Source organism: Paenibacillus sp. FSL H7-0323 (assembly GCF_038002725.1).
In the GTDB taxonomy this organism is placed as follows: Bacteria; Bacillota; Bacilli; order Paenibacillales; family Paenibacillaceae; genus Paenibacillus_AQ; species Paenibacillus_AQ odorifer.
In genome coordinates this window covers 2,550,649-2,576,428 of the sequence record NZ_JBBODB010000001.1, presented here as the reverse complement: position 1 = coordinate 2,576,428, position 25,780 = coordinate 2,550,649, and the positions used below count along the sequence as shown (strand labels likewise).

The 25,780-nt window shown below is 44.7% G+C and carries 19 protein-coding genes; 17 read left to right on the top strand and 2 right to left on the bottom strand.

Annotated elements, in window-relative coordinates; translation table 11 throughout:
- The first annotated feature begins 59 nt into the window (after positions 1-59).
- The 16 genes from MHH89_RS11750 (at position 60) to MHH89_RS11675 (ending at position 22,579) form a co-directional block, all read left to right on the top strand.
- Positions 60-1,013 carry an ABC transporter permease gene (locus MHH89_RS11750; protein ID WP_076130810.1) on the top strand — a complete coding sequence of 318 codons (954 nt, stop codon included), beginning with the start codon at positions 60-62 and terminating at the stop codon, positions 1,011-1,013.
- 16 nt (positions 1,014-1,029) lie between these two features.
- Positions 1,030-1,953, top strand: coding sequence for an oligopeptide ABC transporter permease (opp4C, locus tag MHH89_RS11745; protein ID WP_036685740.1), 924 nt, complete (start codon positions 1,030-1,032; stop codon positions 1,951-1,953).
- An 11-nt stretch (positions 1,954-1,964) separates the two neighbouring features.
- Entirely contained in the window at positions 1,965-2,948 is a 984-nt protein-coding gene (locus MHH89_RS11740) for an ABC transporter ATP-binding protein (RefSeq protein WP_076130798.1), read from the top strand.
- Positions 2,941-3,906, top strand: coding sequence for an ABC transporter ATP-binding protein (locus MHH89_RS11735; RefSeq protein WP_341087180.1), 966 nt, complete (start codon positions 2,941-2,943; stop codon positions 3,904-3,906). Before MHH89_RS11740 ends, MHH89_RS11735 begins: the two co-directional genes overlap by 8 nt.
- A gap of 210 nt (positions 3,907-4,116) precedes the next feature.
- Complete coding sequence (locus MHH89_RS11730; RefSeq protein ID WP_076130800.1) at positions 4,117-4,725, top strand: 50S ribosomal protein L25; 609 nt, start codon at positions 4,117-4,119, stop codon at positions 4,723-4,725.
- Between the two features lie 324 nt (positions 4,726-5,049).
- Positions 5,050-6,897, top strand: a complete 1,848-nt coding sequence (locus MHH89_RS11725) for a fibronectin type III domain-containing protein (RefSeq protein ID WP_341087179.1) — start codon at positions 5,050-5,052, stop codon at positions 6,895-6,897.
- Between the two features lie 269 nt (positions 6,898-7,166).
- Positions 7,167-7,811, top strand: a complete 645-nt coding sequence (locus MHH89_RS11720; RefSeq protein WP_076187585.1) for a YhbD family protein — start codon at positions 7,167-7,169, stop codon at positions 7,809-7,811.
- 13 nt (positions 7,812-7,824) lie between these two features.
- Positions 7,825-8,511 (top strand): hypothetical protein, encoded by a 687-nt coding sequence (locus tag MHH89_RS11715; protein ID WP_341087178.1) that lies wholly within the window; start codon positions 7,825-7,827, stop codon positions 8,509-8,511.
- Complete coding sequence (locus MHH89_RS11710; protein ID WP_076187581.1) at positions 8,504-9,175, top strand: hypothetical protein; 672 nt, start codon at positions 8,504-8,506, stop codon at positions 9,173-9,175. The genes MHH89_RS11715 and MHH89_RS11710 overlap by 8 nt, the downstream gene beginning before the upstream one ends.
- Positions 9,176-9,215: 40 nt before the next feature.
- Complete coding sequence (locus MHH89_RS11705) at positions 9,216-10,763, top strand: MDR family MFS transporter (protein WP_076278179.1); 1,548 nt, start codon at positions 9,216-9,218, stop codon at positions 10,761-10,763.
- A gap of 3,072 nt (positions 10,764-13,835) precedes the next feature.
- Positions 13,836-14,795, top strand: coding sequence for an ABC transporter permease (locus tag MHH89_RS11700; RefSeq protein WP_076130774.1), 960 nt, complete (start codon positions 13,836-13,838; stop codon positions 14,793-14,795).
- A gap of 17 nt (positions 14,796-14,812) precedes the next feature.
- Entirely contained in the window at positions 14,813-15,709 is an 897-nt protein-coding gene (locus MHH89_RS11695; RefSeq protein ID WP_036685756.1) for a carbohydrate ABC transporter permease, read from the top strand.
- 91 nt (positions 15,710-15,800) lie between these two features.
- Complete coding sequence (locus tag MHH89_RS11690) at positions 15,801-17,636, top strand: extracellular solute-binding protein (RefSeq protein ID WP_076187499.1); 1,836 nt, start codon at positions 15,801-15,803, stop codon at positions 17,634-17,636.
- A gap of 134 nt (positions 17,637-17,770) precedes the next feature.
- Complete coding sequence (locus tag MHH89_RS11685) at positions 17,771-19,516, top strand: sensor histidine kinase (protein ID WP_076130772.1); 1,746 nt, start codon at positions 17,771-17,773, stop codon at positions 19,514-19,516.
- Positions 19,509-20,915: a response regulator transcription factor gene (locus MHH89_RS11680; protein WP_340033317.1), complete on the top strand. Its 1,407-nt coding sequence runs from the start codon at positions 19,509-19,511 to the stop codon at positions 20,913-20,915. The genes MHH89_RS11685 and MHH89_RS11680 overlap by 8 nt, the downstream gene beginning before the upstream one ends.
- Entirely contained in the window at positions 20,912-22,579 is a 1,668-nt protein-coding gene (locus tag MHH89_RS11675) for an extracellular solute-binding protein (protein WP_340010676.1), read from the top strand. Before MHH89_RS11680 ends, MHH89_RS11675 begins: the two co-directional genes overlap by 4 nt.
- Before the next feature lie 53 nt (positions 22,580-22,632).
- Here the strand turns inward: MHH89_RS11675 and MHH89_RS11670 are convergent, their stop codons facing one another.
- Positions 22,633-23,052: a MarR family winged helix-turn-helix transcriptional regulator gene (locus tag MHH89_RS11670; RefSeq protein ID WP_076309285.1), complete on the bottom strand. Its 420-nt coding sequence runs from the start codon at positions 23,050-23,052 to the stop codon at positions 22,633-22,635.
- 164 nt (positions 23,053-23,216) lie between these two features.
- Here MHH89_RS11670 and MHH89_RS11665 point away from each other — a divergent pair, with 164 nt between their 5' ends.
- A complete protein-coding gene (locus MHH89_RS11665) occupies positions 23,217-24,677 on the top strand; it encodes an MFS transporter (protein ID WP_076278765.1) in 1,461 nt (486 codons plus the stop codon).
- Positions 24,678-24,710: 33 nt separating this feature from the next.
- Here MHH89_RS11665 and MHH89_RS11660 read toward each other — a convergent pair whose 3' ends face one another.
- Positions 24,711-25,778, bottom strand: coding sequence for a glycosyltransferase WbsX family protein (locus MHH89_RS11660; RefSeq protein WP_076278764.1), 1,068 nt, complete (start codon positions 25,776-25,778; stop codon positions 24,711-24,713).
- Positions 25,779-25,780 lie beyond the last annotated feature (2 nt).

Sequence of the window (25,780 nt, the reverse complement as noted above, 5' to 3'; positions counted from 1 at the left end):
CCAGTGTCCCCTGCCCTGACTGGATTCAAGGGCAGGGGACGAATCATAAGGAGTCTGTCATGAGCGCTTATTTATCGAAAAGACTGTTGTACATGGTCATCATCTTATTTGCGGCATCATTATTGATCTTCTGTTTGTATGCTTCAACTCCCGGTGACTTCATAACCGGAAATATTAAATTGACCGCTGAACGCAAAGCTGAGCTGCGTGAAATCTACGGCTTAAATAAGCCTGTGCTTGAACGGTATGGGATCTGGATGAAGAATGCGCTGCATGGTGATTTCGGGTATTCCTTAGCCCAACAAAAGCCTGTGCTGCAGCTTTTTAATGATTATATTTGGAATTCCTTTCTGCTGGCTGCCGTATCTACGTTTCTGACGTGGGTGATTGCGGTCATTATTGGCGTCATCTCGGCCTATAAGCAATATTCCTGGTTCGATACACTCGTGATGATCGCTATATTCGCAGCAATGTCGCTACCGTCATTTTTTATAGGCTTATTCCTGATCAAAATCCTGGCCGTCGATCTCAAGTGGCTGCCTCCAGGTGGAATAATCACCACGGGTAGTAATGCTACGGGTTTGGCTTACTTTAAGGAGATCGTAACGCACATGACCCTTCCGGTTGTGGTTATGACCCTTCTGGGATTAGGTTCGCTCACTCGTTATTTCCGCAGCAATATGATCGATGTCTTAAAACAGGATTATATCCGTACGGCACGCGCCAAAGGCCTGAAAGAACGCAAGGTGCTCTTTACACACGCCTTACGTAATGCCTTGCTGCCCGCAATTACACTGGTTGGTTTTGAGCTTCCGGCACTATTTGGCGGATCACTTATTATTGAGAAAATATTCAATTGGCCTGGGATTGGCCAACTGTATATGCAGTCCTTCGGACTAAGGGACTATCCTTTGCTGATGGGCTTTACGATGTTTATTGCCATACTTACCGTCATAGGAACGTTGCTTTCGGATGTTTTGTACCGGATTGCCGATCCTAGAGTTCGGCTATAGAGAGGAGGAAGCTGACGTGGCAGTTCAAAGTAATGTAGCTGGGATTGCGAAGCCGCAGACCACCAAAGGAAAATCCTCTTTATTCCGGCAATCCATGCGGAGGTTGCTGAAGAACAAGCTGGCGGTATCCGGATTTGTGGTGGTGATCTTTATGTTTGCGCTTTGTTTTATTGGTCCGCTGTTCTCACCCTATACGGATAACAAAATTAATATGGCTATGATGAACAAGGCGCCCAATATGAAGCATTGGCTGGGCACTGATGCATTGGGCAGAGATATTCTGACCCGGGTAATGCAGGCGGGGCGCATTTCACTGACCGTGGGACTAGCGTCAATGGTTCTTTCGGTGTTTATCGGTGCTCTTTTGGGGGCTATTGCTGGGTATTACCGCGGTATTGCCGATCAAATCATAATGCGGATTGCGGATCTTCTGTTGACGGTTCCGAGTCTGCCACTGCTCTTTATTTTTGGTGCGTTATTATCGGAGTGGAAGATCCCAACGGATTATCGGATGTATATCGTTATGCTGATGCTTAGTATTGTTAGCTGGCCGGGTATGGCACGTATGGTACGGGGGCAAATGCTTAGTCTGCGTGAACGTGAGTTTATGCAGGCGGCGGTAGTATTAGGCCTCCGTGACCGGCGTAAATTGTTTAATCATTTGCTGCCGAATATCGTTCCGTTGCTGATTGTTATGGCTACCCTTAACATCGGTGGTGCTATATTGAGTGAATCGGTTCTTAGCTTTTTTGGGCTAGGTGTTATGCCGCCAACTCCAACCTGGGGCAATATGATTGATGCTGCGAATAATATGATCGACTTTCAGGATCGGCCGTGGCTGTGGATTCCACCAGGGTTATCGATTTTTGCGACAGTGATCGCGATCAATATCTTTGGGGACGGACTCCGGGACGTGCTTGATCCTAAACAGAAGAGGTAGGTGACCCTCAGATGAGTGATTTAATGAATATAGACGGTCTAAGTACATACTTCTTCACGGAAGAAGGAAAAGTGAAAGCCGTTGATGATGTAAGCTTCCGTGTTCGCGAGGGAGAGACGGTATGTATCGTTGGAGAATCAGGCTGCGGCAAAAGCGTGACCGCGATGTCCATCATGGGGCTTGTTGAGGAACCCGGGGGCAAGGTAGCCCAAGGGAAAATTGATTTTCAGGGTGAAGATTTGTTGAAAATGGACAAAAACACACTGCGGACCATCCGCGGGAATGAGATCGCGATGATCTTTCAGGAGCCCATGTCCTCCCTTAATCCTGTAATCAAGATCGGTGAGCAAATCATGGAGCCGCTGATTGTACATTTGAAGATGAACAAGAAACAGGCGCGCATCCGGGCGATTGAACTGATTAAGCAGGTAGGCATATCACGACCAGAGCAAATTGCTGATAGTTACCCGCATGAATTAAGTGGAGGTATGCTGCAGCGGATTATGATTGCTATTGCCATTGCCTGCAGTCCAAAGCTATTGATTGCTGATGAACCGACTACGGCGCTGGATGTAACGATTCAAGCGCAAATTCTGGATATGCTGCGTGAAATTAAAGATAGCTCGGGCATGTCCATTCTACTAATCACCCATGATCTTGGCGTAGTGGCAGAGATGGCTGATTATGTGATTGTTATGTATTCCGGAAAGATTGTGGAGGAGGGGGAAGTTGTTGAATTGTTCAACAACCCCAAACATCCCTATACAAAAGGGCTGCTCAAATCGAAGCCGGTAATCAATCAGCGACAGGATGAGCTGTATTCCATACCAGGTCAAGTGCCAAATCCGCTTGAGCTGGTGCCCTCTTGTTATTTTCATGACCGCTGTGAGCATTGCATGCCTGTATGTGTCAGCCAGCAGCCCCAGCTTAAAGAGGTGGCCAGCAGACAAAAGGTAGCTTGCTGGTTGTATGAGGAGGCGGTTGTTCATGCCTGAAGCACTGCTTGAGGTCAATCATTTAAAGAAATATTTTCCTGTTACTAAGGGGCTGCTTAACCGAACCGTTGGGCATGTAAAGGCTGTTGACGATATTAGCATCACACTTCAACCTGGGGAAACGTTTGGGCTTGTAGGGGAATCTGGGAGCGGCAAAAGTACAGTCGGACGGACGATTTTACGGCTAACGGATAAAACGGCAGGTGAGATCAAGTTCAAAGGGATAGACATTCACTCCCTGTCGCCCGCTGAATTGCGCAATATTAGACCCCAAATGCAGTTGATCTTCCAAGATCCTTATAGCTCACTTAACCCACGGGTTCGTATAGGTGATGCCATTGGTGAAGCTTTACTGGATCATGGTCTATGCTCAAGGTCCGAGGTGCGAGATCTGGTGCTTGAAGCGCTAGCGGCTTGCGGGTTATCTTCTTATCATATTGATCGCTTTCCGCATGAATTCTCCGGGGGGCAGCGGCAGCGGATTGGGATCGCCCGTGCGCTTATTTTGAATCCTGAGCTGATCATTGCAGACGAACCAGTTTCAGCACTGGATGTTTCCATCCAAGCACAGATTATTAATTTATTCAGTAAGCTCCAGCAGAGTCGAGGGTTAACGTATTTGTTTATCTCCCATGACTTGAGTGTTGTGGAGCATTTGTGTTCAAGAATCGGTGTCATGTACCTGGGCTCTATGATGGAGACGGCTTCAAGAGATGAACTGTTTAAGAATCCGCTCCACCCGTATACCAAAGCGCTGCTGTCGGCTGTTCCGATTCCTATTCCAAAGCTGAAAAGGGAAAGAATTGTACTTAAGGGAGATATTCCGAGTCCGGTAAACCCGCCTTCTGGCTGTAAATTCCATACCCGTTGTCCCTTTGCGCAAGAGGTTTGCAGATCTGAAATCCCGGTATTTCGTGATGTTGGCAGTAACCATTTTGTAGCTTGTCATTTAGTTTAATAGTTGTCACAAATATAGCAATGATTTACTCCTAAGACATGAATAATTAATGTTGAATTGTATAATAATACAATTTGACCTTATTTTTGCCTGGGCTCAAAAGTCGTGAGAGGTTTCAAAGCCAGGTCAATGGGGTAATTAGAGAGTGGTTAGGTTAGGCGTACATATCTAATCGGTCTAGTATAAAATCCCTACTTAGGAGGAATCATCGTGAATACAACAGTACGTTTGACAGAAAGATCCGGCTCCACTTCTTCACAGCGCAGAAAAGGCTTTGTACCGGTAGTCGTGTACGGTGCAGGTTCAGATAGCCAGTCCTTTACAGCGGATGCTAAGACAATTTCAGGTATTTTAGCCAGCAACCCACGGGCTGTTCTTACTTTGGAATTGCCAGACTCGGGCAAAAAGAACGTGGTTATTCAAGAAATCCAACGTCAGCCCATTTCCAAACAACTGCTGCACATTGATTTTCAGCAGATTGATATGAAGGCCAAATTGGATACAAAAGTAGCGTTCCACTTTACAGGTGAACCAGTAGGTGTGAAGAGCGGCGGCGTGCAACAAATTGAATTGCATGAGCTGGATATTCGCACACTTCCAGATAAAATAGCTGCATCCTTTGAAGTGGATATCAGTGGACTAGATATTGGTGATCAATTGCTGGTATCTGATTTGCCGAAGCATGAAGGCTGGGAAGTATTGACGCCTGAGGACACATTGATTGTCCGTATTTCACCTCCAGCAGCGCAAGAGCCAACAGAAGAAGATACTGCTGAACCCGCTGTAGCTGAAACTGCTGGCGAAGATAAAGCAGAATAGTATAGAGATAAATAGTAAAGAGCAGATAGAATCCTTATAAAGGAGCTGTCTGCTCTTTTTGTTTTGTCTTCATAAATATGAATTCATAAAAATGATGCTGGTCTTTCGTATGATTTCTCAAATGGCAATTTTGGTTGTTTCGCCTCATTTAGTTAAAAATTTACATAAAATCGTTGACGAACGGGTTTCTAAGCCTGAAAATGAGGACAATTACCATGGTAAAATATTCAAAAGTCCCTGTTGTTGCTGTTTGAAAACGCTTTAGTTTTTATGCTTCAAAGAACTCTTATTGCCTAGTTCATCATGATTAAGAGGAGGAAAGTTATGAAGATGAGGAAGCTGTTTTCGATCTTAATGACAAGTTTGCTGGTGCTTGGGGTAGCTCTACCCTTTGGTGGAAAAGCGAATGCAGATGCTGCAAGTGACGCTTCAAATCGTGCTTTAATCTGGCTGAAGGCCCAGCAGGATGCAACAGCGGGGTATGCTTTTGAGGGACTGGTAGATAGCTTTGAAGATTTCTGGGGACCAAACAACCCCAAACAGATTGTATACACATATGATCAAGCGGTTGCAGCTATCGCCTTTATTGTAAAGGGTGAACGGACGCGGGCAGAGCAGGTTTTGAACAAAATGCGGGACATTCAAGATCCATCAGGCTTCTGGCTGAATTCTTATTGGTATAACAACGGCTTCGGAGAAGAAATCCGTAAACATGTGGGACCCGTTGTATGGATGGCAATGGCTGCTATGGCTTATGAGAAGCAATATAATGATTCACGGTATCGTCCAATGGCGCTCAAAGCACTAGATTGGAGTTTACAGTATAAAAAGGCTAATGGCAGTATCGCAGGGGGATGGAGTGGTTGGAGTAATTCCGATGAGCCTTGGAGCTCAACCGAGCACAATATCGATATTTACCGGGTATTGCAGTATTATGCTTCGGTGGATTCCTCAAAGGCAGCCACTTATAACAGTGCGGCTTCTGGAGTCAAAACCTTCCTGGATAATTATGTGTGGGATGACACAGTCAAACGTTTCAAGGGGGGCTGGAAAAACGATACAAATCTGATCGACCCCAAAATACCTTTAGACGTGAATCCTTGGGGAGTATTAGCTTTAGGCGTATCCGGAACACATAACTACGGCGCAAGCTTAACCTATGTGGAAAATGCCTCCGGCACCCCGGGAACACTTGCGAATCCGCGTTACAAGCAGACGCTTACTTACAATGATGCTGGGAATACGCTCACCGGATATGATTTTGACTGGACAGATGAAGTATTGCCAGCGTATGACGATAACGGAAATCAAATTGGCAATACGGGTGCTGACGTATGGTTTGAAGGAAGCGCATTCATGTCGCTCGCTTATTATCTGCAAGGCAATGCCTCAAAGGCAGACGCTATTAATACAGAGATTATTAAAAAACAAGGCACAAGCGGTGCTTCGCTTGGGGGTATTCCCTACTCGCTGAAAGGGTCCAGCAACAGTTATTGGGTGATGGCGCAGCAAAACTGTGTTTCCAGCACAGGTTGGTTAATAATGTCCCTGCACCGGTTTAATCCATTCACAGGTCAATATTTGACGGGTGGTGGTAATACTGGGGATACAACCGCGCCAACCGCTCCCGTTAATCTAACGGTAACCAGTAAGACGGATACAGGAGTTAGCTTAAGCTGGTCCGCTTCTACCGATAATGTTGGCGTTACAGGTTATATTGTTTATCGCGGAACACAGCAGGTGTCCACTGTGGGGGGAACTACAGCTACTGTTAGTGGACTTACTCCAAGCACAGCCTATACGTTTACAGTAAAAGCCACGGATGCAGCAGGTAATTTATCCTCCGCTAGTAATACCGCAACAGTTACTACTAATCCCACTGGAGGCAGCGGAGGCGGTGATCATGTGATGGCTGACTTTACAGCAGGGGTAACGAGACTTTCTGCTACAGAGGCGAGTATCTATATTACACCTGTAACCAGTGCCCTTTATGTAGATGTGCATTACAAGATTAACGGGGGTTCCCAGCTTAATTACAGGATGACTAATAACTCAGGAACATGGAAGCAGACGGTGAGTGGATTAAGCGCTGGCAGCAGTATTGAGTACTGGTTCACTTACGAAAAATCCGGCCCGCAATATGATTCAGCACATTATACTTTTGTTCAGTAAGATTAGCAGATCGTAAAAATCATTCTAAGAGAAGGCTGTTCCATGCTGCTATTTATAGCGGCGGGGGCAGTCTTTTTTGTGGAAAAAATAGTGAATGACCGTTAAATCCTTCTCAAGACGGAGGTCTGCTCTTAAGGTATGCTTTAAAATCTTTGGGGGAGACGTTAGGACACGATGGTTACTAGCGTAGGTAGGTATGAGGGGAGTTTAATTTATTGGTTTTACAACGTAACAGTGTTATGTTACGATGGCTTCAAGGAGTGATAAGCATGGAAGAGGATTTGATCTCAAAGAAGCAGCTATTGGATTTAACCGGTATATCCTATGGGCAATTGTACCGCTGGAAGCGGAAGCAGTTGATTCCAGAGGAATGGTTTATCCGTAAATCTACGTTTACTGGACAGGAGACTTTTTTTCCAAAAGACATGATTTTGTCCCGTATCGATAATATTGTGAATATGAAAGATGGACTTTCTTTGGATGAAATGGCTGATAAGCTATCAGATAAGGCTTCTTTTGACAGAGTAAGTGTATCTGCTGCGGATATTATAGAACGTAACATTGTTTCGTCGATGACGCTGGGGAAATTTGGAGAGAGGCTCGGTGTCAAGAATGGATATAGCTTCGATCAACTCACTTATTTATTGGCTGTAGATCGCCTGCTTAGTGCAGGGGAGATGAGTATGGAGGAAGCAGAGCTGCTGTTTCGAACCTTAATGGATAAAGCCTCCAATCTTGAGAGTGGCAGCTGGGAGTTATTTTTTATCCGCAAAATGGGGGTGTCATCCTTTATTCTGGCTCAGGCACCAGCGGAGTTATGGTTCGATGAAGGGGTAAAGCTGGTCAGTAAAATACTCAGTGCAGATGTAATAGAACAATTGAAAGGTAAGCTTGCTTTTAAGCTTGTTGAATAGGGGGGTTAGTGTAATGGACAAACGAGAGTTGCCGGATCTGATTATAAACGGAGTCAGCGGGGGGGCAGGAGGTACTTATAACAGCGTGCAAATCGATGGTGTAGGCAAAGTAACGGGACCCATCGTGACGCGAATTTTTAAAGGAAACGGGCATATGAATTTGAAGAATGATCTCTCGGCGAAAGAAGCGGAATGCAATGGAACGATGAAAGTGCTGGGCCATTTGCGTTTTAACTCCCTAAAAGTGGACGGAATGATTACTGTCGGGGAGAGCATTCGGGGAGAAAGCTGCACACTTCATGGAATGCTGAATATCAAGGGTGATTGTGAGCTTGAGGATTTTGCGGGGGAAGGAAGCTTTAGTGTTGGAGGTTTACTTAGTGCAGGACATGTAGACTTCAAACTGCAAGGGCAGGGAAAGGCGCATGAAATTGGTGTGGAGAGTCTAGTGATCCGGCAAACGAATAGTGGAGTCTGGAGCAAAATGTTAAGTGGAATCATCCCTAAATTAAGATCGGAGCTGCGGGCTCGGACTATTGAAGGAGATTTTATTGATTTGGAATATACAACGGCTGATGTTATCAGGGGCAATATTGTGATTGTAGGTCCAGGCTGTACTGTCGAACGGATAGAGTATCGTGATCAGATTACAGTACATCCTGAAGCAAAGGTTGGAAAGGTGGAGAAGATCGGTGACTGAAGAAACAATTCGGAGTAATTTGAAAATAATGGGCACAACGACCTCAGCGGGTGGCTTTTTTCGGGATATTAAGGTTACTGGGGAAGGTCATTTTGCAGGGGATGTAGATTGTGAGAAGCTGAGCCTGACTGGAAATGCCAGGGTAGATGGAAACCTGCTAATGACCAAAATGAAAATAACTGGCGAAATGACACTTATGGGTAATCTTGAAGGGGATGCCTTGCGGGGTCAGGGGGAAATTAAAGCAGCCTCCGTAAAAATCGACGATATTCATCTTAACGGTAATTTGGAGGTTAATGGTGATTGTGAAGGTGAACATCTGCGTATTTCGGGCGCTCTCAATGTGGCAGGACTGCTAAGTGCGGAGCAACTGGAGATCAATTTATATGGTCTAAGTAGAGCGAAAGAGGTTGGAGGCAGTGCTTTAACGATCAAAAAAAGCAAGACCGGAAAATTCCTGCATTTGATGAAGCAGAATCCTAAAGTGCTTTTTGAGGCTGGGCTCATTGAAGGCGATACGATAGAGCTGAATAATACAAAAGCAAATATTGTCAGAGGAGATCGGGTAATCATCGGTGTGGACTGTGAGATTGATACTGTGGAATACCGTAGTGCTTTGGAGATTCACAAGAATGCAATAGTGAGGCATCAAGTAAAGCTGTAACACATAGTTATAGATCTTTTGACAATGGGGAGTGGAATAAATGAGTGCTGCCAAAGCGCCCAATCTGGGCATTGTAATCGCAGGTCTGCTGTTGGGAATACTGATGGCCTCCATGGACAGCACCATCGTTGCTACAGCAATGGGCAATATTGTTGGGGAACTAGGCGGTATGGACAAATTTGTCTGGGTAACATCAGCTTATCTCGTAGCTGAGATGGCGGGGATGCCTATCTTTGGCAAGCTGTCTGATATGTATGGGCGTAAAAAGTTTTTTGTTTTTGGGATTATTGTATTTATGGCGGGTTCAGCGCTTTGCGGGACGGCAGATACGATTACTCAGCTGGCTGCTTATCGGGCGATTCAGGGAATTGGAGGCGGCGCGCTAGTGCCGATTGCTTTTGCCATAATGTTCGACGCCGTACCGCTGGAGACCCGGGGCAAGCTGGGCGGTGCATTTGGTGCGGTATTTGGATTATCGAGTATTTTTGGTCCATTGCTAGGCGCGTATATCACCGATCATATTGCTTGGCAGTGGATATTTTATATTAACTTACCACTTGGACTGTTGGCTTTTGTGATGGTCGTTTTCTTTTATAAAGAGTCACATGAGCATTCCAAACAACCTATTGATTGGCTGGGTGCGGGCACACTGCTGGGCTCTGTCATCTGCTTAATGTTTGCGTTGGAGCTGGGTGGAAAAGAATACGCTTGGGGCTCATCGATGATCCTCGGCTTATTTGCAGCTTTTGCTATATTGGCGGCAGTGTTCCTTTTTGTAGAGACGAGAGCGAAAGAGCCGATCATTTCCTTTGCGTTATTCAAAAAAAGACTGTACGCCGTCAGCATTCTGTGCGCGCTATTTAGTGGTGCTGCATTTATCGTGGCTTCCGTATATATCCCGATCTTTATCCAAGGTGTATTAGGGGGTTCGGCTACCAATTCAGGACTTGTCCTGCTGCCGATGATGGTCGGCTCAGTAATTACCGCCACAACGGGAGGATTCCTGATGGCAAAAACCAGTTACCGCAATCTGCTGATTCCTACGTTTGTACTTTTGGTGATCGGCACAGGACTGGTAGCAACGCTTACTCCGGAAGCTTCACGTCTCTTGGTTACCTTGTATATGATTTTAATCGGATTAGGCATTGGCGCTTCCTTCTCTGTGTTAAGCACGGCAGCCATTCATGGTCTGACTGCGCAGCAACGCGGCTCCGCCAGCGCAACACTGAATTTCATTCGTTCGCTTGGCATGACCATCGGAATAACCACATTTGGCATTATTCAAAGCCATTATTTCTCGGGCAGTCTAACTAAGTTGCTCACAGCAAATGGAGGAGGAGCTGCTTCTGCGGGGGCTGCTGGGGTTATGGATTTTAAAGATCCGCATTCCCTGCTGTCGCCTGAGACTAGAGCACTGATTCCACCGGAAATTTTGAGCAAAATTACAGAGGGACTTTCCTCTTCCATTGCGAACACCTTCGCTTGGGCGGTTATTCCTGCTGCGTTAGCTTTGCTGGCCTCCTTTTTTATGGGGCGACAGAAAATGGATGCCTCCGCGGAGGGGAAAGTTCAGACGCCTGGGCATTAGGCTGTGGCGAAAGGCGCGGGCATTCGAATGACGAGCGGAATGTAGTGCGCATTATGCGGAATGCATTGAATTGGTTGTAAACAAACTAGGGTTGTAAAGTGATGGAGCAGCTTCTCATTTGAGAGGCTGCTTTTTATGTGTGGTTGGGAGTACAAATGAGCATGAACCCTCGAAGTAAGGGAGCTGAGTACGAAGGTGAATAAATGCGCTGAATTCTGGAAATAAGAGCATCTGAGTCCGATAGCATGAGGGAATGCGATGAATTCTCGAGAAAAGTGTGCCTAAGAATGATGGGTGGAGTGTTGCGGACCGTATAGTCACTATTGCTGATTTTTGAGCTACTTAGCCGTAGTTTCGGACTGTATAGCTCTTATCGGCATGCATATGCTCGTATTTGGACTATATTTGAGTGAATAGCTGCGCCTGAGTCCGATAGCACGAGAAAATGTGTTGAAACCCGGAAATAAGTGCACCTGAGTCCGACAGCATGAGCAAATGTGATGGATTCTAGATAGAAGTGCGCCCAAGAATGATGGATGGAGTGTTGCGGACCGTATAGTCGCTATTGCTGATTTTTGAGCTACTTTGCCGTAGTTTCGGACTGTATAGCTCTTATCGGCATGCATATGCTCGTATTTGGGCTATATTTGTGTGAATAGCTGCGCCTGAGTCCGATAGCACGAGAAAATGTGTTGAATTCCGAAAATAAGTGCACCTGAGTCCGATAGCTTGAGCAAATGCGATGAATTCTCGATAGAAGTGTGCCTAAGAATGATGGGTGGAGTGTTGCGGACCGTATAGTCGCTATTGCTGATTTTTGAGCTACTTAGCCGTAGTTTCGGACTGTATAGCTCTTATCGGCATTCATATGCTCGTATTTGGACTATATTTGTGTGAATAGGTGCATCTGAGTCCGATAGCACGAGAAAATGTGTTGAAACCCGGAAATAAGTGCACTTGGGTCCGACAGCATGAGGGAATGTGATGAATCCAAGAATGAGTCAGACAGTATGAGGGAATGCGATGTATTCTCGATAGAAGCGTGCCTGATTTCGCTGCATGAAGTGTGTTGCGGACCGTATAGTCGCTATTGCTGATTTTTGAGCTACTTTGCCGTAGTTTCGGACTGTATAGCTCTTATCGGCATGTCATATGCTCGTATTTGGACTATATTTGAGTGAATAGCTGCACCTGAGTCCGATAGTAAGATGAAAAGCGCTGAATCCTGGAAATAAGGAAATGAAGTGCACCTGTGTCCGATAGCGTGAGCAAATGTGTTGGGGACCGTATGGATCCAAGAATGAGTCTTATCGGCATTCATATGCTCGTATTTGGACATATTTGCGTGAGGGAAAGAAAAGCGAATGGATTGTGTCCGAAATAAGTGTATCTGGGTCCGACAGCGTGAGCAAATGTGATGGATACGTGATAGTAGGGTGCCCAAGAATGATGGATGGAGTGTTGCGGACCGTATAGTCGCTATTGCTGATTTTTGAGCTACTTAGCCGTAGTTTCGGACTGTATAGCTCTTATCGGCATGCATTTGCTCTTATTTGGACTATATTTGAGTGAATAGCTGCACCTGAGTCCGATAGCACGAGAAAATGTGTTGAAACCCGAAATAAGTGCACCTGAGTCCGACAGCATGTGCAAATGTGATGGATTCTAGATAGAAGTGCGCCCAAGAATGATGGGTGGAGTGTTGCGGACCGTATAGTCGCTATTGCTGATTTTTGAGCTACTTTGCCGTAGTTTCGGACTGTATAGCTCTTATCGGCATGCATATGCTCGTATTTGGGCTATATTTGAGTGAATAGCTGCGCCTGAGTCCGATAGCACGAGAAAATGTGTTGAATTCCGGAAATAAGTGCACCTGAGTCCGATAGCTTGAGCAAATTTGATGGATCCAAGAATGAGTCCGACAGCATGAGGGAAAGCGATGAATTTCCGAGAGAAGTGTGCCTAAGAATGATGGATGGAGTGTAGCGGACCGTATAGTCGCTATTGCTGATTTTTAAGCAACTTTGCCGTATTTTCGGACTGTATAGCTCTTATCGGCATGCATATGCTCGTATTTGGGCTATATTTGTGTGGATAGCTGCACCTGAGTCCGATAGCATGAGGGAATGTGTTGAAACCCGGAAATAAGTGCATCTGGGTCCGATAGCGTGAGCAAATGTGATGGATCCAAGAATGGGTCCGACAGCCTGAGCAAATGCGATGAATCCAAGAATGAGTCAGACAGTATGAGGGAATGCGATGAATTCTCGAGAGAAGAGTGCCTGATTTCGCTGCATGAAGTGTGTTGCGGACCGTAGAGTCGCTATTGGTGATTTTTGAGTTACTTTGCCGTAGTTTCGGACTGTATAGCTCTTATCGGCATGCATATGCTCGTATTTGGGCTATATTTGTGTGGATAGCTGCACCTGAGTCCGATAGCATGAGGGAATGTGTTGAAACCCGGAAATAAGTGCACCTGGGTCCTATGCCAAAACTATGAAGTGTGAAAAACCATAACGGACGAAGAGGACATAGCGCACCATAGTTGATGTAACGGACGAAGAGGACATAGCGCACTATAGTTGATGTAACGGACGAAGAGGACATAGCGCACCATAGTTGATGTAACGGACGAAGAGGACAAAGCGCACCATAGTTGATGTAGCGGACGAAGAGGACAAAACGCACCATAGTTGATGTAGCAGACGAAGAGGACAAACACCATAGTTGATATAACGGACGAAGAGGACAAAGCGCACCATAGTTGATGTAGTGAACGAGGAGAGTCTAGTTGCCCATAGCTCCCAAGCGCTCCTTAGTAAACCATCTCTTTCAGCGGCAGGATGACGGGAATTTCCGTCATCCTGCCGCTTTTTATAAGCCAAAAGGCATGTAGGCTCTCCATCACTAGACCTACAGCGATTAGGTAGAAAATGGTCGAAATAGATGCGAATTTGGTTCACAAGCATCAGACGGTTCTCCAGTGAGGCCGTTCTGTGATCTATCTCGTCATACGTAAAGGTTCTGATACTATGAAAACGTAATCAAAATCTGGGTATAGGAGATTCCGACATGGGGGTACCTTCTGGTGAATTACTTCCCAGCGTCGATCCGGTTCATCGATCCCGCTGGAAGATGAAGAACAAACATAAGTTGTTCTTCATGGCTTTTCCGTTTCTTGTTGTCACCTTTATTTTCTATTATCTGCCGATCAGCGGATGGATTTATGCATTTTATGATTTCATTCCCGGAATACCGTTGTCTGACACGCCATATGTCGGGTTGAAATGGTTCAAGACGATTGTATCCAATCCAACACAGACCGCAGAGGTTGTGCGCGTGCTGAAGAACACTCTTGCCATGAGTTCACTTGGACTAATTACCTCAATATTTCCAGTGATCTTTGCGATTTTTCTGACCGAGATTAAGTCAGGCTGGTATCGCAAGATGGTGCAGACGCTAACCACGATTCCGAACTTTATCAGCTGGATTCTGGTATATGCATTGGCCTTCTCGTTGTTTTCCGTTGATAACGGGGTCATCACACACATTTTAGTGCAGCTTGGAATCGTTGATGAGGGTTATAACTTTTTAGCCTCCAGCTCGAATATTTGGGTCACGATGATCATTTGGTATTGGTGGAAATCGTTAGGCTGGGGTGCCATTCTCTATCTTGCTGCAATCGCAGGCATTGATCAGGAGTTGTATGAAGCCGTAGAGGTGGATGGCGCAAGCCGGTTCCGTAAAATCTGGCATATTACCATTCCGGGTCTTATCCCAACCTTCTTTGTCCTACTGCTGCTCTCCATAGGTAACCTGGTCAATAACGGGATGGAGCAGTACTTTGCCTTTCAAAATGCGATGAATAAAGATTCCATAGAAGTGCTGGATCTTTATGTATACAATATTGCGTTCGCTAACAACTTTCCGTTTGCCACAGCTGTCAGTATGCTGAAGTCGGTTGTCAGTGTAATTCTACTGTTCGCGGCAAACACATTATCCAAGATGGTGCGTGACGAATCTATCATTTAAGGCAGGGGTGATCCCATTTGAGAAAGAAAAAACTAACTTCTGGAGAATTAATCTTTCAAATTATTATCTACACACTCTTTGGATTGTTCACCCTGTCATGCATTTATCCATTCTACTATTTGTTCATTAATACGATCAGTTCGAATGATCTTAGCGCAGCAGGGTATATCAAATTTTATCCAAGGCAGATCCATTTTGATAACTATAGTAAGGTTCTAAGAATCAGTGGTTTAGGCCATGCGGCGACAGTCTCTATTTATAGAACAGTTGTTGGTACTTTGCTCACCGTTGGATCTTCGGCATTTCTTGGGTACTTGTTCACCAAAAAGGAAATGTGGGGCCGGAGTATTTGGTACCGCAGTGTTGTAGTTACGATGTATTTCAGCGCAGGGCTGATCCCATGGTATATCACCATGCATAACTTGCATCTGACTAATAATTACCTGGCTTATATTTTGCCAACCATTATTACTCCTTTTAATATCATTTTGGTCAAAACCTTCGTCGAGGCAATTCCGCCCTCACTTGAGGAGTCAGCGTCAATGGATGGAGCAGGTTACTTCCGGGTGTTCTGGAGTATCATTGTTCCTCTTACGACACCTATCTTGGCTACGATTACGATTTTCTCAGCGGTGAATCAGTGGAATGCCTTTATTGATACGGCGTTTCTGATGACAGATACGAAATACTTTACGCTCCAGTTCTTATTATGGCGTTATTTGAACGAATCCAGCTCGCTCGCAGCCTTAATTCGTAATTCGCCAGATATGGCCGCTAGTGCAGCGAATATGCAGACTCCAACCTCAGTGCGGATGACTGTAACTATGATCGTTGTATTGCCGATTTTGATCGTGTATCCGTTCTTCCAACGCTTTTTCGTCAAAGGAATTATGATCGGTGCGGTTAAAGGCTGATGGGTGGCCGCTCTGGACCAGAACTGGGTTTTCCTCTGCTATAAGCAGAGTTGAACTATAAGTGAAGAGATGAAAGGGAGGGTATAAAGCAATGAGATTAAGAAGAGCATCGCTTGTCATGCTATCCGTAATTCTGGTCTTCGTTCTTGCAGCATGTGGCGGGGGGAATAATACGGCTAACTCGGGCAAAAACACGAGCACAGAGAAACCTACGTCGGCTGCCACGAATGCCCCGGCGGAAGAGACAGCAGCACCGGATGACGGAGCGCTTGATCATTCCAAGCCGCTGAAGCTGACTGTATTTTCAACAACCGCTAACTATGCCGGTCCACAGACCGGATGGTTTGCAAAAATCATCAAGGATAAGTTCAACATCGAAATGGAGATTGTAGCTTCAAACCTGACTGGTGGAGATACCAAAATCTCTGCAATGATGGCTTCCGGAGATCTTGGAGATATCATCATTTTCGGTGACGACAAGAACCACTATCCAAATGCCATCAAAGGAAAGCTGCTCTTGGACTGGACACAGGACGGTCTTTTGGACAAATACGGAAAAGACATTTCTAGCACTTTTCCAAAAGCTATTGAAAAAGCTAAGGTAGCTTTTGGCGGTGGATCATCAGTCTTTGGTATGGGGAACAGCGTAGCTTCTAACCCATCCGGACCCTCCGAAGGAAAAGATATGACTTGGGGTCCAGACCTGCGCTTTGATCTTTACCAACAAATTGGAGCGCCAGAAATTACAAAGATTGAAGATTATCTGCCTGTGCTGAAAAAAATGCAAGAGCTCGAGCCTAAGAATGAACAAGGCAAAAAAACCTATGCTTTCTCGATGTGGTCTGATTGGGATGGCAACTATAAAATGACATTGGCTAAACAGTTCGCAAACATGATGGGCTATGACGAAATTCCTGATACTGCTGTGTATGTTAAGGCAGATGAAGAAAAGTATTATGACTTCTTATCCGAAGATAGCTGGTACATGAAATCGCTCAAACTGTATTTTGAAGCTAACCAGATGGGGCTGGTTGATCCGGACTCTATGACGCAAAAATTTGACGATGTTGTTGCGAAATACAAAGATGGTCGTCTATTGTTCTCTTGGTTCCCATGGCTTGGAGCTGCTAACTACAATACACCAGAAAGAACAGCCGAAGGTAAAGGTTTTGCGCTGGTTCCGTTCAAAGATGAATTGATGTATTCCACAGGGTTCAATGTTTACGGTGGTAACGGTATTATTGCAATCGGCGCAAAAGCTAAGGAGCCTGCTAGAATTATGGAATTCATTAACTGGATGTACACACCGGAAGGTGCAATGATCTCTGCAGGAAGTGGTACAGCAGTACCTAACGGACCTCAAGGTCTGACTTGGGACATTGATGCAAACGGCAAACCTGCAGTGACTGATTTTGGTTGGAAAGCTTATACTGATCAACAGAATACTCAAGTTCCTGCTGAATACGGCGGGGGTGACTACTACTATGGCTCCAATCAAATGAACTTCTCGTTTGTGGTTCCGGCGATGGTGAATCCAGAGAATAGTGAGCCATTCGATCATAATCTGTGGACAACAACCCTAGAGCGTAACCCATCCAAGCTTGATAGTGACTGGAGAGCGAAAATGGGCGTCCTGACTCCTAAGGAGTATTTTGAGAAAAACAATCTATTGGCTGTAGCACCACAAGGCTTCACTGGCAAAGAGCCATTAACCATGGATAAAACAGTGGAACAAAAGAATAAACAAATCGGTACGGTTATTCAACAGATTTCCTGGAAAATGGTCTTTGCTAAAGATCAAGCGGAATACGATAAATTGAATAAAGAAATGCATGATAAGGTAAATGGTCTTGGGTATTCTGAAGTTATGGATTTCTCGATTAAAAAGGCTGAGGAATTGTTCGAGGCCCGTAAAAGCGTTAAATAAACACGGCTAGTAACTATAAAATAAGGCGGGGCGGCGTGGAGGCTGTTCTGCCTTATTCTATTCAATTAGGGATAAATGTGGTATTCTCACATTAATATAAAACGCTTTCAGATAGAAAGAAGAGGATAATCCAGATGGTAAGAGTACCCCTGCGGAGTCATACTCCAGCTGTCAAATCCTTACGCAATACCTTATTTATCTATCTAGTAATCGGAACACTACTTCCGCTTCTCTTAGTAGGATTCGTAACCTACACCTCTATTTACTCCATCCTTTCAGGTAAAATTGGCAACGGGATCAGCGCTAGTCTGAGACAGGAAGCCTCAAGCCTGGAGAATGCCATCGACAATATGGATTTTGCCTCCAAACAGTTTGCTCTGGACGGTCAGATTGTGCAGGAGATGTCCTCATTTATTCAGGAAAAACAAATTTTTCGCAAATCGCAAATGATGAATTCCATCAACCAGAAGATCAATCTAGTCAATTTTACGAACCCTTATATTGGACTTACAGCCTACATTATGCCGGACAGCGATGATCCCGTTCTGTTCACCAACATGAGCGCACGCAGAAATTTTGATATCAGTACTTTGCCGTCTTTTATGCGATATAACGGGGCTGACTATTATGGACCACATCCCACTATGTACGCTGTTGGTGATAATCTCGTATTCTCGGAGCAGCGGATTGTCCGTGTGCCGGGCCAGCATAAGCTTTATATTTATTTGGAGACGAATTATAGTTTGTTTCGCAAAATCTTCAATCAGGAGTCCTACGGGATGAAAGTAAATCATCTGCTGGTCAATCAGCAAGGTAATAGTACAAAAGTGATCGATGGCAAACTTCCGCTAAGTATTATTAAAGCTGCGGGAAGCAACTCCAATCTCACCCATGAAACGCTAAGCGGATATCATCTGTTTCGTTACGCGAGTCCTCAGGGCTGGAAACTTATTGCTGTTGTGAAAAAATCAGAATTCAACAGTGAAATTTACTCTTGGTTTTATAAAATGATCTTACTTGCCTTCTCCACCCTTCTTTTTGCCGGATTTCTGGCTTGGATCATCTGGAGGAAAATTTATGGTCCGTTGCGTAAGGTCAACCTTGAAATCAACCGAATGGCGGAAAATGTTACCGCTCCGGTAGCCTATACGAATGTGGAAGAATTTGATTTCGTGCTTACCAACTTTCAGCAGATGAAAAAACAGGTGAATGAGCTGATTGTTGCGGTTGCCCATAATGAGAAACAGAAAAGCCAATTTGAGATTGAGAAGTTGCTCAGCCAGATCAATCCTCATTTTTTGCATAATACCTTAAATACGGTACAGTGGATGGCCCGGCTAAACGGCCAGAAGGAGATCGACAAGCTGGTCACTCTTCTTGTAAAGGTGCTGCATTATAATCTGGGAAAGCAAAGCATCATTGTTACCATTGGCGAGGAAATTGAAGCGATTCGAAATTATATGGAGCTGCAGCGTATTCGTTATGATTATGAATTTGAATTTAACGTTGAAGCTGATGAGGATGTATTGTCTGTGGCTGTCCCGAGATTTTTGCTTCAGCCTCTGGTGGAGAACTCGATTTATCATGGATTAAGCGATAATGGCAAGGTAGATGTTGAGATAACGAAACATGGTGAAGGAGAGGTTCAGCTATGTGTGAGAGACAATGGCGCTGGGATGGATGCAGATACATTAGATCAGCTGTTGTCTGATGATGGAGCGAAAAAACGGGGACTTGGAATTGGTTTTTCATATGTGAACCGGATGCTTAGAACCTATTATGGAGAACAAATGAAGCTAGAGATGTTCAGTAAGCCAGGAGAAGGTACGGTTGTATCCATTGTGATTCCGAGGAAAGGTAAGGAGGACTTCGATGATTAAGGCTGTAGTTGTCGATGACGAGAGACTCGTGCGAAAAGGCTTCATATCCCTGATCGACTGGTCATCCTTAGGGATTGTTATAGTTGGGGAGGCAGGTGATGGTAAATCTGCTTTGGAGCTGCTTCAACAGCAGGAAGTAGATTTATTATTTGTGGATTTGACCATGCCAGGCATTTCAGGCTTCGAGCTCATTAAAATGGTTAGACAACGGTTCGCAGGCATTCGCTGTGTTGTTCTTACTTGTCATCATGAATTTGACTATGTTCAGGAGGCTATGCGTTTAGGAGCCGTTGACTATATTGTAAAAACACTGCTTGAGATGGAAAATGCGGATGAAACCATCAGACGTCTTGTTGATCGTATTAAATGGGAGGACAATACACGGGATGCTCTGGTTCGTGGGGAAAGTAAACGTATGGCTGCTGATAAGGCTCTGCTGTATTTGCCACTAAATCATCAATGCAATGAAGAAGAATTATTTCAGCTGTCCAGCGTGAAAAATAATCCGCTCATTACTTTTCATGAGATGTGGATGTCGCCCTTATTACATCGTTTCTCAATAGATGAGAGCAAACGTGAGCTTAAGATCCAGCTATCCGGACGATGGCAGACCGCGCTGATCAGTGGATTGAGAGATCAACCCTTGCAGGAACTGGAGGAACAGCTCACTGCGAAATTACGCCGTATTCTATTTTATCATCCTGAACCTGAGGATTTGACCTCATTGAAATATGAAGACATAAAGAAGGAACCAGCGGCTCCCTACTCAAAACAAGAGGCGGATAATCTGCTGGAGCAAGCACAGAATTTGAAGTGGACAATTGATGGAAATGAGTGGGAGAAATTTGTAGCAAACATACTTCAGCAGAAACCCCGTTCTGATCAGTTTCTGGCGTTTGCACACTCTCTAATACAAAGCTGGAGTTCTTTACTATTAAAGCCTGAAGATGCTGCTCAACTGGAAAGGGACATTTCCCATAATCTGAACTGGTGCCATTGGAAGAACTGGCTGCGGCGATTTTCTGATCATGTGGGACGAAGAATGCTGGAGCTTGGATTAACTAAAGAGGTTATGTCTTGTCTTATTCGCGCAGTTCGTTATATGCAGAGCCATGCAGGTGACAAAATCAATCAGAGCGACGTAGCAGCCGTCATTAATATGAGCCGTGGTTATTTCAGCCAATGTTTCGCTCGTTTTGCCGGAGAGACATTTGGTGAATGTTTACGGGGAATGCGGCTGGAGCTTGCCAAATCACTGCTTCTGGAGACTACACTTCCCGTCTGTGAGATTGCTTCGCGGTCAGGTTTTGAGGATGATCGTTATTTCAGCAGATTGTTCAGAGAACGTATTGGTAAATTACCAAGTGAATTCCGTGTGGAGGGGAAAAACCAAATATGAAATTTTGGAAATCTATCCTCCTAGTGTTTATGGTTATTGGAATGACATCATGTCGTGACAATATCGGTACTGTAGATTCGGTTGCAAGCCCTCAGGCAGGGGATGAAGATACTTCTATTGCTTATAGCAAATATGAGGATCCGATTGTGATCCGAGTAGGGTTTAAGGTTCCCGACTCGCGGCTTAATACAGGTGACAGCAACGATAACAATCCAATCACCCGTTATTTAGAGAGCATTACGAATATAAAAGTGGTTCACTCCTGGGAAGCGAAGGGTGAGGATGCTTTTACGCAAAAGGTACAGCTTGCCATTGATAGCAACGATTTGCCTGATGCCATGGTTGTGGATCGTGATCAACTGAAGAAATTAATTGATAATGATATGATTGAAGATTTGACAGAGACTTATAAAATATATGGATCTGAACTTATCAAGGATATGTACAATTCTACAAAGGGTGAGGCATTAGAGGACGCTTCCCGCGATGGTAAACTATATGGATTACCGAATGTAGCTATTGATGCTGACTCTCCCGTGCTGCTCTGGGTACGTCAGGATTGGCTGGAGAAGCTGGAGCTGCGGCCTCCTCAAACTTTTGAAGACATCGAGAAAATTGCCAAAGCTTTTATTGAAAAAGACCCTGATGGAAATGGAAAAAGAGATACCGTCGGTCTAAGCGGCTACAAAAATATCGTATATGGAACTAAACCATTAGTTAATGGTCTGGATGCTGTGTTTAGTGCATTTCACGCTTTCCCCACGAATTGGATTAAGGATAACAACGGCAATATCGTGTATGGCTCCATTACACCAGAGACCAAACAAGCGCTTGCTAAACTTGCTGATTGGTATAAACGCGGGTTGCTGGATCCGGACTTTGCACTATATAAGGAAACTCAGGAGCCTATTATTACAGGTAAATCCGGGATGTTTTTTGGTCCTTGGTGGATGCCTTATTATCCTTTATCAGAGGCAGTGGCTTTGGATACGAAGGCAGAATGGAGAGCATATGCAGCTCCAGTTGACGATTCCGGTAAGTTTGTCGCTCATTTAGCGCCGGTAACAGATCGATATCTTGTTGTGCGTAAAGGGTTTGAACATCCTGAGGCTGTAATCAAGCAATTAAACGTGTTTACAAGACTCGAAAGAAGACAGGATCCTAATCAAGAGGAGGTAAAAAAGCTGGGTGATTTCTCTGCGCAGACAGGCATTCAGCTGCGTGCTTATTATCCGTTCGATCTTCTGATAGATTATAGGGATGCGATTGAGAAACATTATGCTGATATCCAGCAGGCTTTGCACGGAAAGATAGACCCGGATACATTAAATTCTGATACCCGGCTCATTTATGATCAATGGGTAGCGGAAACAGAGCAGCCCAAAAAAGATCTAGAAGGCTGGAAAGCAGCGAATGCGTATAAATATGGAGTAGCTGTGTTAACCTCAACTGCTATAGAGGGAGTGCGTGGGGTCTTTTATGGGAACACCCGACTTATGAAGACTAAATGGCCGGAACTGCAGAATCTGGAGAATGAGACGTTCTTAAATATCATTGTGGGTGATTCACCGCTTAGTGATTTTGATGCGTTTGTAGCTAAATGGAAGAGTATGGGCGGAGAAGAGATTACGGAAGAAGTTACTGAGCTTGTAAAGCAAAAGTAAACGTGGGATGCCTCAACAGCCTAATGGCTGTGGGACATCCTTTTTCTTGTGTTCTATTCTTCGTTTTTGCTGATTTTTTGCAGCAGGAAATGTAGTTGCTCTACTTCTTCATCGGTTAAATGGCCCACAAGGCTTTTATTAAATTCATCTAAGATGGACTGTAAAACTGGGAAGAAATTGATGGCTTTTGGGGTAGGATATAGAAGGTGAGAGCGTCGATCATTAGGATCGTCTTTGCGCTCGATATACCCCGAATTCTCTAATTGCTTCACAGAACGTGCTGTAGTTGCTTTATCGAACTTCAATTCGGCAGTTAACTGATCCTGAGTAATGCCTGGCCGAGAGAGAATCAATTTAAGAAAGCTATGCTGTCCACCACTACCGATTCCATAGGGGACAAATTGCTTAACCAGTTTCTTTTGATTTTGACGGTGAAGATGGGAAATTAGCTTCCCGATAGGCTCTCTTGCCAATATAGACACCTCTTTGGGTTATATGTTCGTTCATTTGTTGCCTTGAAATAAAGTGTACAATAAAGTCGTTGCGCACGCAACTAAATTGTTGTACACTGGGTATGGCGAGTTTGGTTGCGTGCGCAACTAAACAGTGATTATTAATATTTAATGAGGTGTTAGTTATGAGTTCTGTAAGTGCAACCTATCAGGAGGATAAAGAAATTCAGAAGAAGCGCTGGATGATCTTAATTGTTCTGAATATTTTTACGTTTATGTCCACCCTTGATGGTAGTATTGTCAATATTGCTCTGCCTGAGCTATCCAAACAACTGAAGCTGCCCATGGCGCAAATCGAATGGGTAACAACAGGATATTTAATGGCGATCTGTGCGGCGATCCTTTTCTTCGGCAAGCTTGGAGATATCGTAGGAAAGATTCGAATTTTTAAGATTGGCACGATTGTATTTGTTATTGGATCTATGCTGTGTGGGCTTAGTGTAAGCTTACCAGCCTTAATTGCTTCGCGCGTAATTCAAGCCTTAGGTGCTTCGATGACCATGGCGAACAGTCAGGGAATTGTTACGGATATCTTTCCTGCCACGGAGCGTGGTAAAGCCCTTGGTTTCATTGGTACATTCGTGTCTCTGGGAAGTATAGCCGGTCCAAGTCTAGGCGGGATTATGGTTTCCACCTTAGGCTGGGAGTATATCTTTTGGGTAAACGTCCCTATTGGCCTGATCGCTATATTTTTTGGCTGGAAGGTATTGCCTAAGGATTTAACGAGAGTGAAATCTTCGATTGATGTGCCGGGCAGTTTACTGTTCGCTGTCTTTATCATTACTTTGTTCGCAGGATTATTACTAGGTCAACAGCTTGGATATGGTAACAGCTTAATTGTTACATCAATAATTGTTGCAGTAGTCAGCTTCGTTGCTTTCATATGGATGGAGCTTCGCAGAAAAGAACCGCTGTTGCAGCTGTCATTATTTAAGAATCCGTTGTTTTCTTTAAGTATCTTATGTGGTTTTCTCGTATTTACAGCGAATTTCTGCTTCAATATTATCGCGCCGTTTTATGCACAGAACATGCTTAATTTATCGCCATTCTATGCAGGCTTTTTGTTAATGCTGTTGCCGATATGTATGGTAGTCGTGGCTCCAATGAGTGGAGCGCTATCGGATAAAATAGGCTCGGAATTTTTGACTTTTGCAGGGCTGGTGGTCATGGTTATTGCGCAGTTCGGATTAGCACAGCTTCATGTAGGAAGCTCTGTTGTGCTGGTAGGTGTGTGGATCGCTATGCTGGGGATAGGAAGTGGTTTATTTCAATCGCCGAACAATTCGCTTGTCATGTCTAAGGTACCAAGAACACAGCTTGGTTCTGCGGGTAGTGTCAATTCGTTAGTTCGTAATGTGGGTATGGTTGTCGGCATAACAATTGCTACTACAATTCTTTTTCAAGTGATGAGCAGTAAAGCCGGCTATAGGGTGACAGGGCTAGTTCCTGGTCGGCCAGAGTTATTTATCGAGGGCATGCATGTAGTGTTTGTAACCTCGGCATCGATATGTCTAGTGGCTGCTTTATTAACTGGCTGGAGATTGGTGAGTGCAAGAAGCGCCAGAGTGCAGTCATCGGAAAGATAACATACCATGAAAAAGATCCTTCTGGCGCTACGGCTAAGAAGGATCTTCTTTGTGATGAAACTGTAAGGCTTCCTTAACGGCTTGCAAGTATTGATATTGATAACGTACATCCGGTTCTAGGTAGGCCCCTTCAGCCCATTCATTCCAGGCGTTGATATAAATATATTCACTTTTGAACATTTTTTTGGCGCGCTCAATTTGTCGTGAAAGGTATTGGCCGAATTTTTGAGGATTAGCGCCTAAGGTGCTTTGTCCGGCAGGGCCTTTACGTGGTGTGTTATCCCAGTTGACAAAGGCTCCCGGATATATGATTTCTCCGTCTCTATGGGGTGTCCGCTCCAACATGGATTCCCATAACTCATCATAATCAATTACGATATGCCTCTGATCCTCCACCTGCTTTGAGCTCCATAAATGCTTAACCCCGCCATGTGCGAATGTGTAATGCGGCTCAAATTCCAGACTGGCATCGAATCCTTGCTCTTTCTTTAGAGGGAAACCGCCCAGTGTCCGGACCAGATGAAGTCCTTTAAGTCCGTTCTGCAGAGCCAATTCGCGCCAATATTGAAGCATTTCTTCACAGTGCGGGATACTAGCAGACCGATAAATGATAAAGACAGGCTTATCCTCCACCCGGATATAACGATCATCTTTGAAGGCTTCCAGTAAAGCATAAAAGTGCATTCGCCAATCCCGTTCTTCTCCGTATTCCTGTGGCATCAAGACATCCTCTTCGGTGCCATCCCAGCTACGTGTCCAGGGTTCGTTAGCCCAAGAAAGGCAAAAGGGGAAGTCAGGCTCTTTGCTCGCAAGAATCTGCTGAACCGGTTGTTCCAGCAGTCGCCTGCCATTAAACCAATAGTGATAATAACAAAAACCGTAAATGCCATGAGCCCTTGCGGTCTCTGCCTGCCATTGTTTCACTTTAGGATCCGTTAAATCATAGTAGTTATTATTTAATGGCTTCTTGGGCTGATCATGTTCAGGATAAAGGGCTGCAGCCTTCCTGACATTCGTCCATTCTGTAAAACCCTCACCCCACCAGGAATCGTTCTCTGAGATCTGATGAAACTGAGGCAATACAAAAGCAATGCATTTCAAGT

Coding starts and splice junctions, on each gene's coding strand:
- MHH89_RS11750 (WP_076130810.1), top strand. CDS start 60: ATGAGCGCTTATTTATCGAAAAGACTGTTGTACATGGTCATCATCTTA.
- MHH89_RS11740 (WP_076130798.1), top strand. CDS start 1,965: ATGAGTGATTTAATGAATATAGACGGTCTAAGTACATACTTCTTCACG.
- MHH89_RS11735 (WP_341087180.1), top strand. CDS start 2,941: ATGCCTGAAGCACTGCTTGAGGTCAATCATTTAAAGAAATATTTTCCT.
- MHH89_RS11725 (WP_341087179.1), top strand. CDS start 5,050: ATGAAGATGAGGAAGCTGTTTTCGATCTTAATGACAAGTTTGCTGGTG.
- MHH89_RS11720 (WP_076187585.1), top strand. CDS start 7,167: ATGGAAGAGGATTTGATCTCAAAGAAGCAGCTATTGGATTTAACCGGT.
- MHH89_RS11715 (WP_341087178.1), top strand. CDS start 7,825: ATGGACAAACGAGAGTTGCCGGATCTGATTATAAACGGAGTCAGCGGG.
- MHH89_RS11705 (WP_076278179.1), top strand. CDS start 9,216: ATGAGTGCTGCCAAAGCGCCCAATCTGGGCATTGTAATCGCAGGTCTG.
- MHH89_RS11700 (WP_076130774.1), top strand. CDS start 13,836: ATGGGGGTACCTTCTGGTGAATTACTTCCCAGCGTCGATCCGGTTCAT.
- MHH89_RS11690 (WP_076187499.1), top strand. CDS start 15,801: ATGAGATTAAGAAGAGCATCGCTTGTCATGCTATCCGTAATTCTGGTC.
- MHH89_RS11685 (WP_076130772.1), top strand. CDS start 17,771: ATGGTAAGAGTACCCCTGCGGAGTCATACTCCAGCTGTCAAATCCTTA.
- MHH89_RS11680 (WP_340033317.1), top strand. CDS start 19,509: ATGATTAAGGCTGTAGTTGTCGATGACGAGAGACTCGTGCGAAAAGGC.
- MHH89_RS11675 (WP_340010676.1), top strand. CDS start 20,912: ATGAAATTTTGGAAATCTATCCTCCTAGTGTTTATGGTTATTGGAATG.
- MHH89_RS11665 (WP_076278765.1), top strand. CDS start 23,217: ATGAGTTCTGTAAGTGCAACCTATCAGGAGGATAAAGAAATTCAGAAG.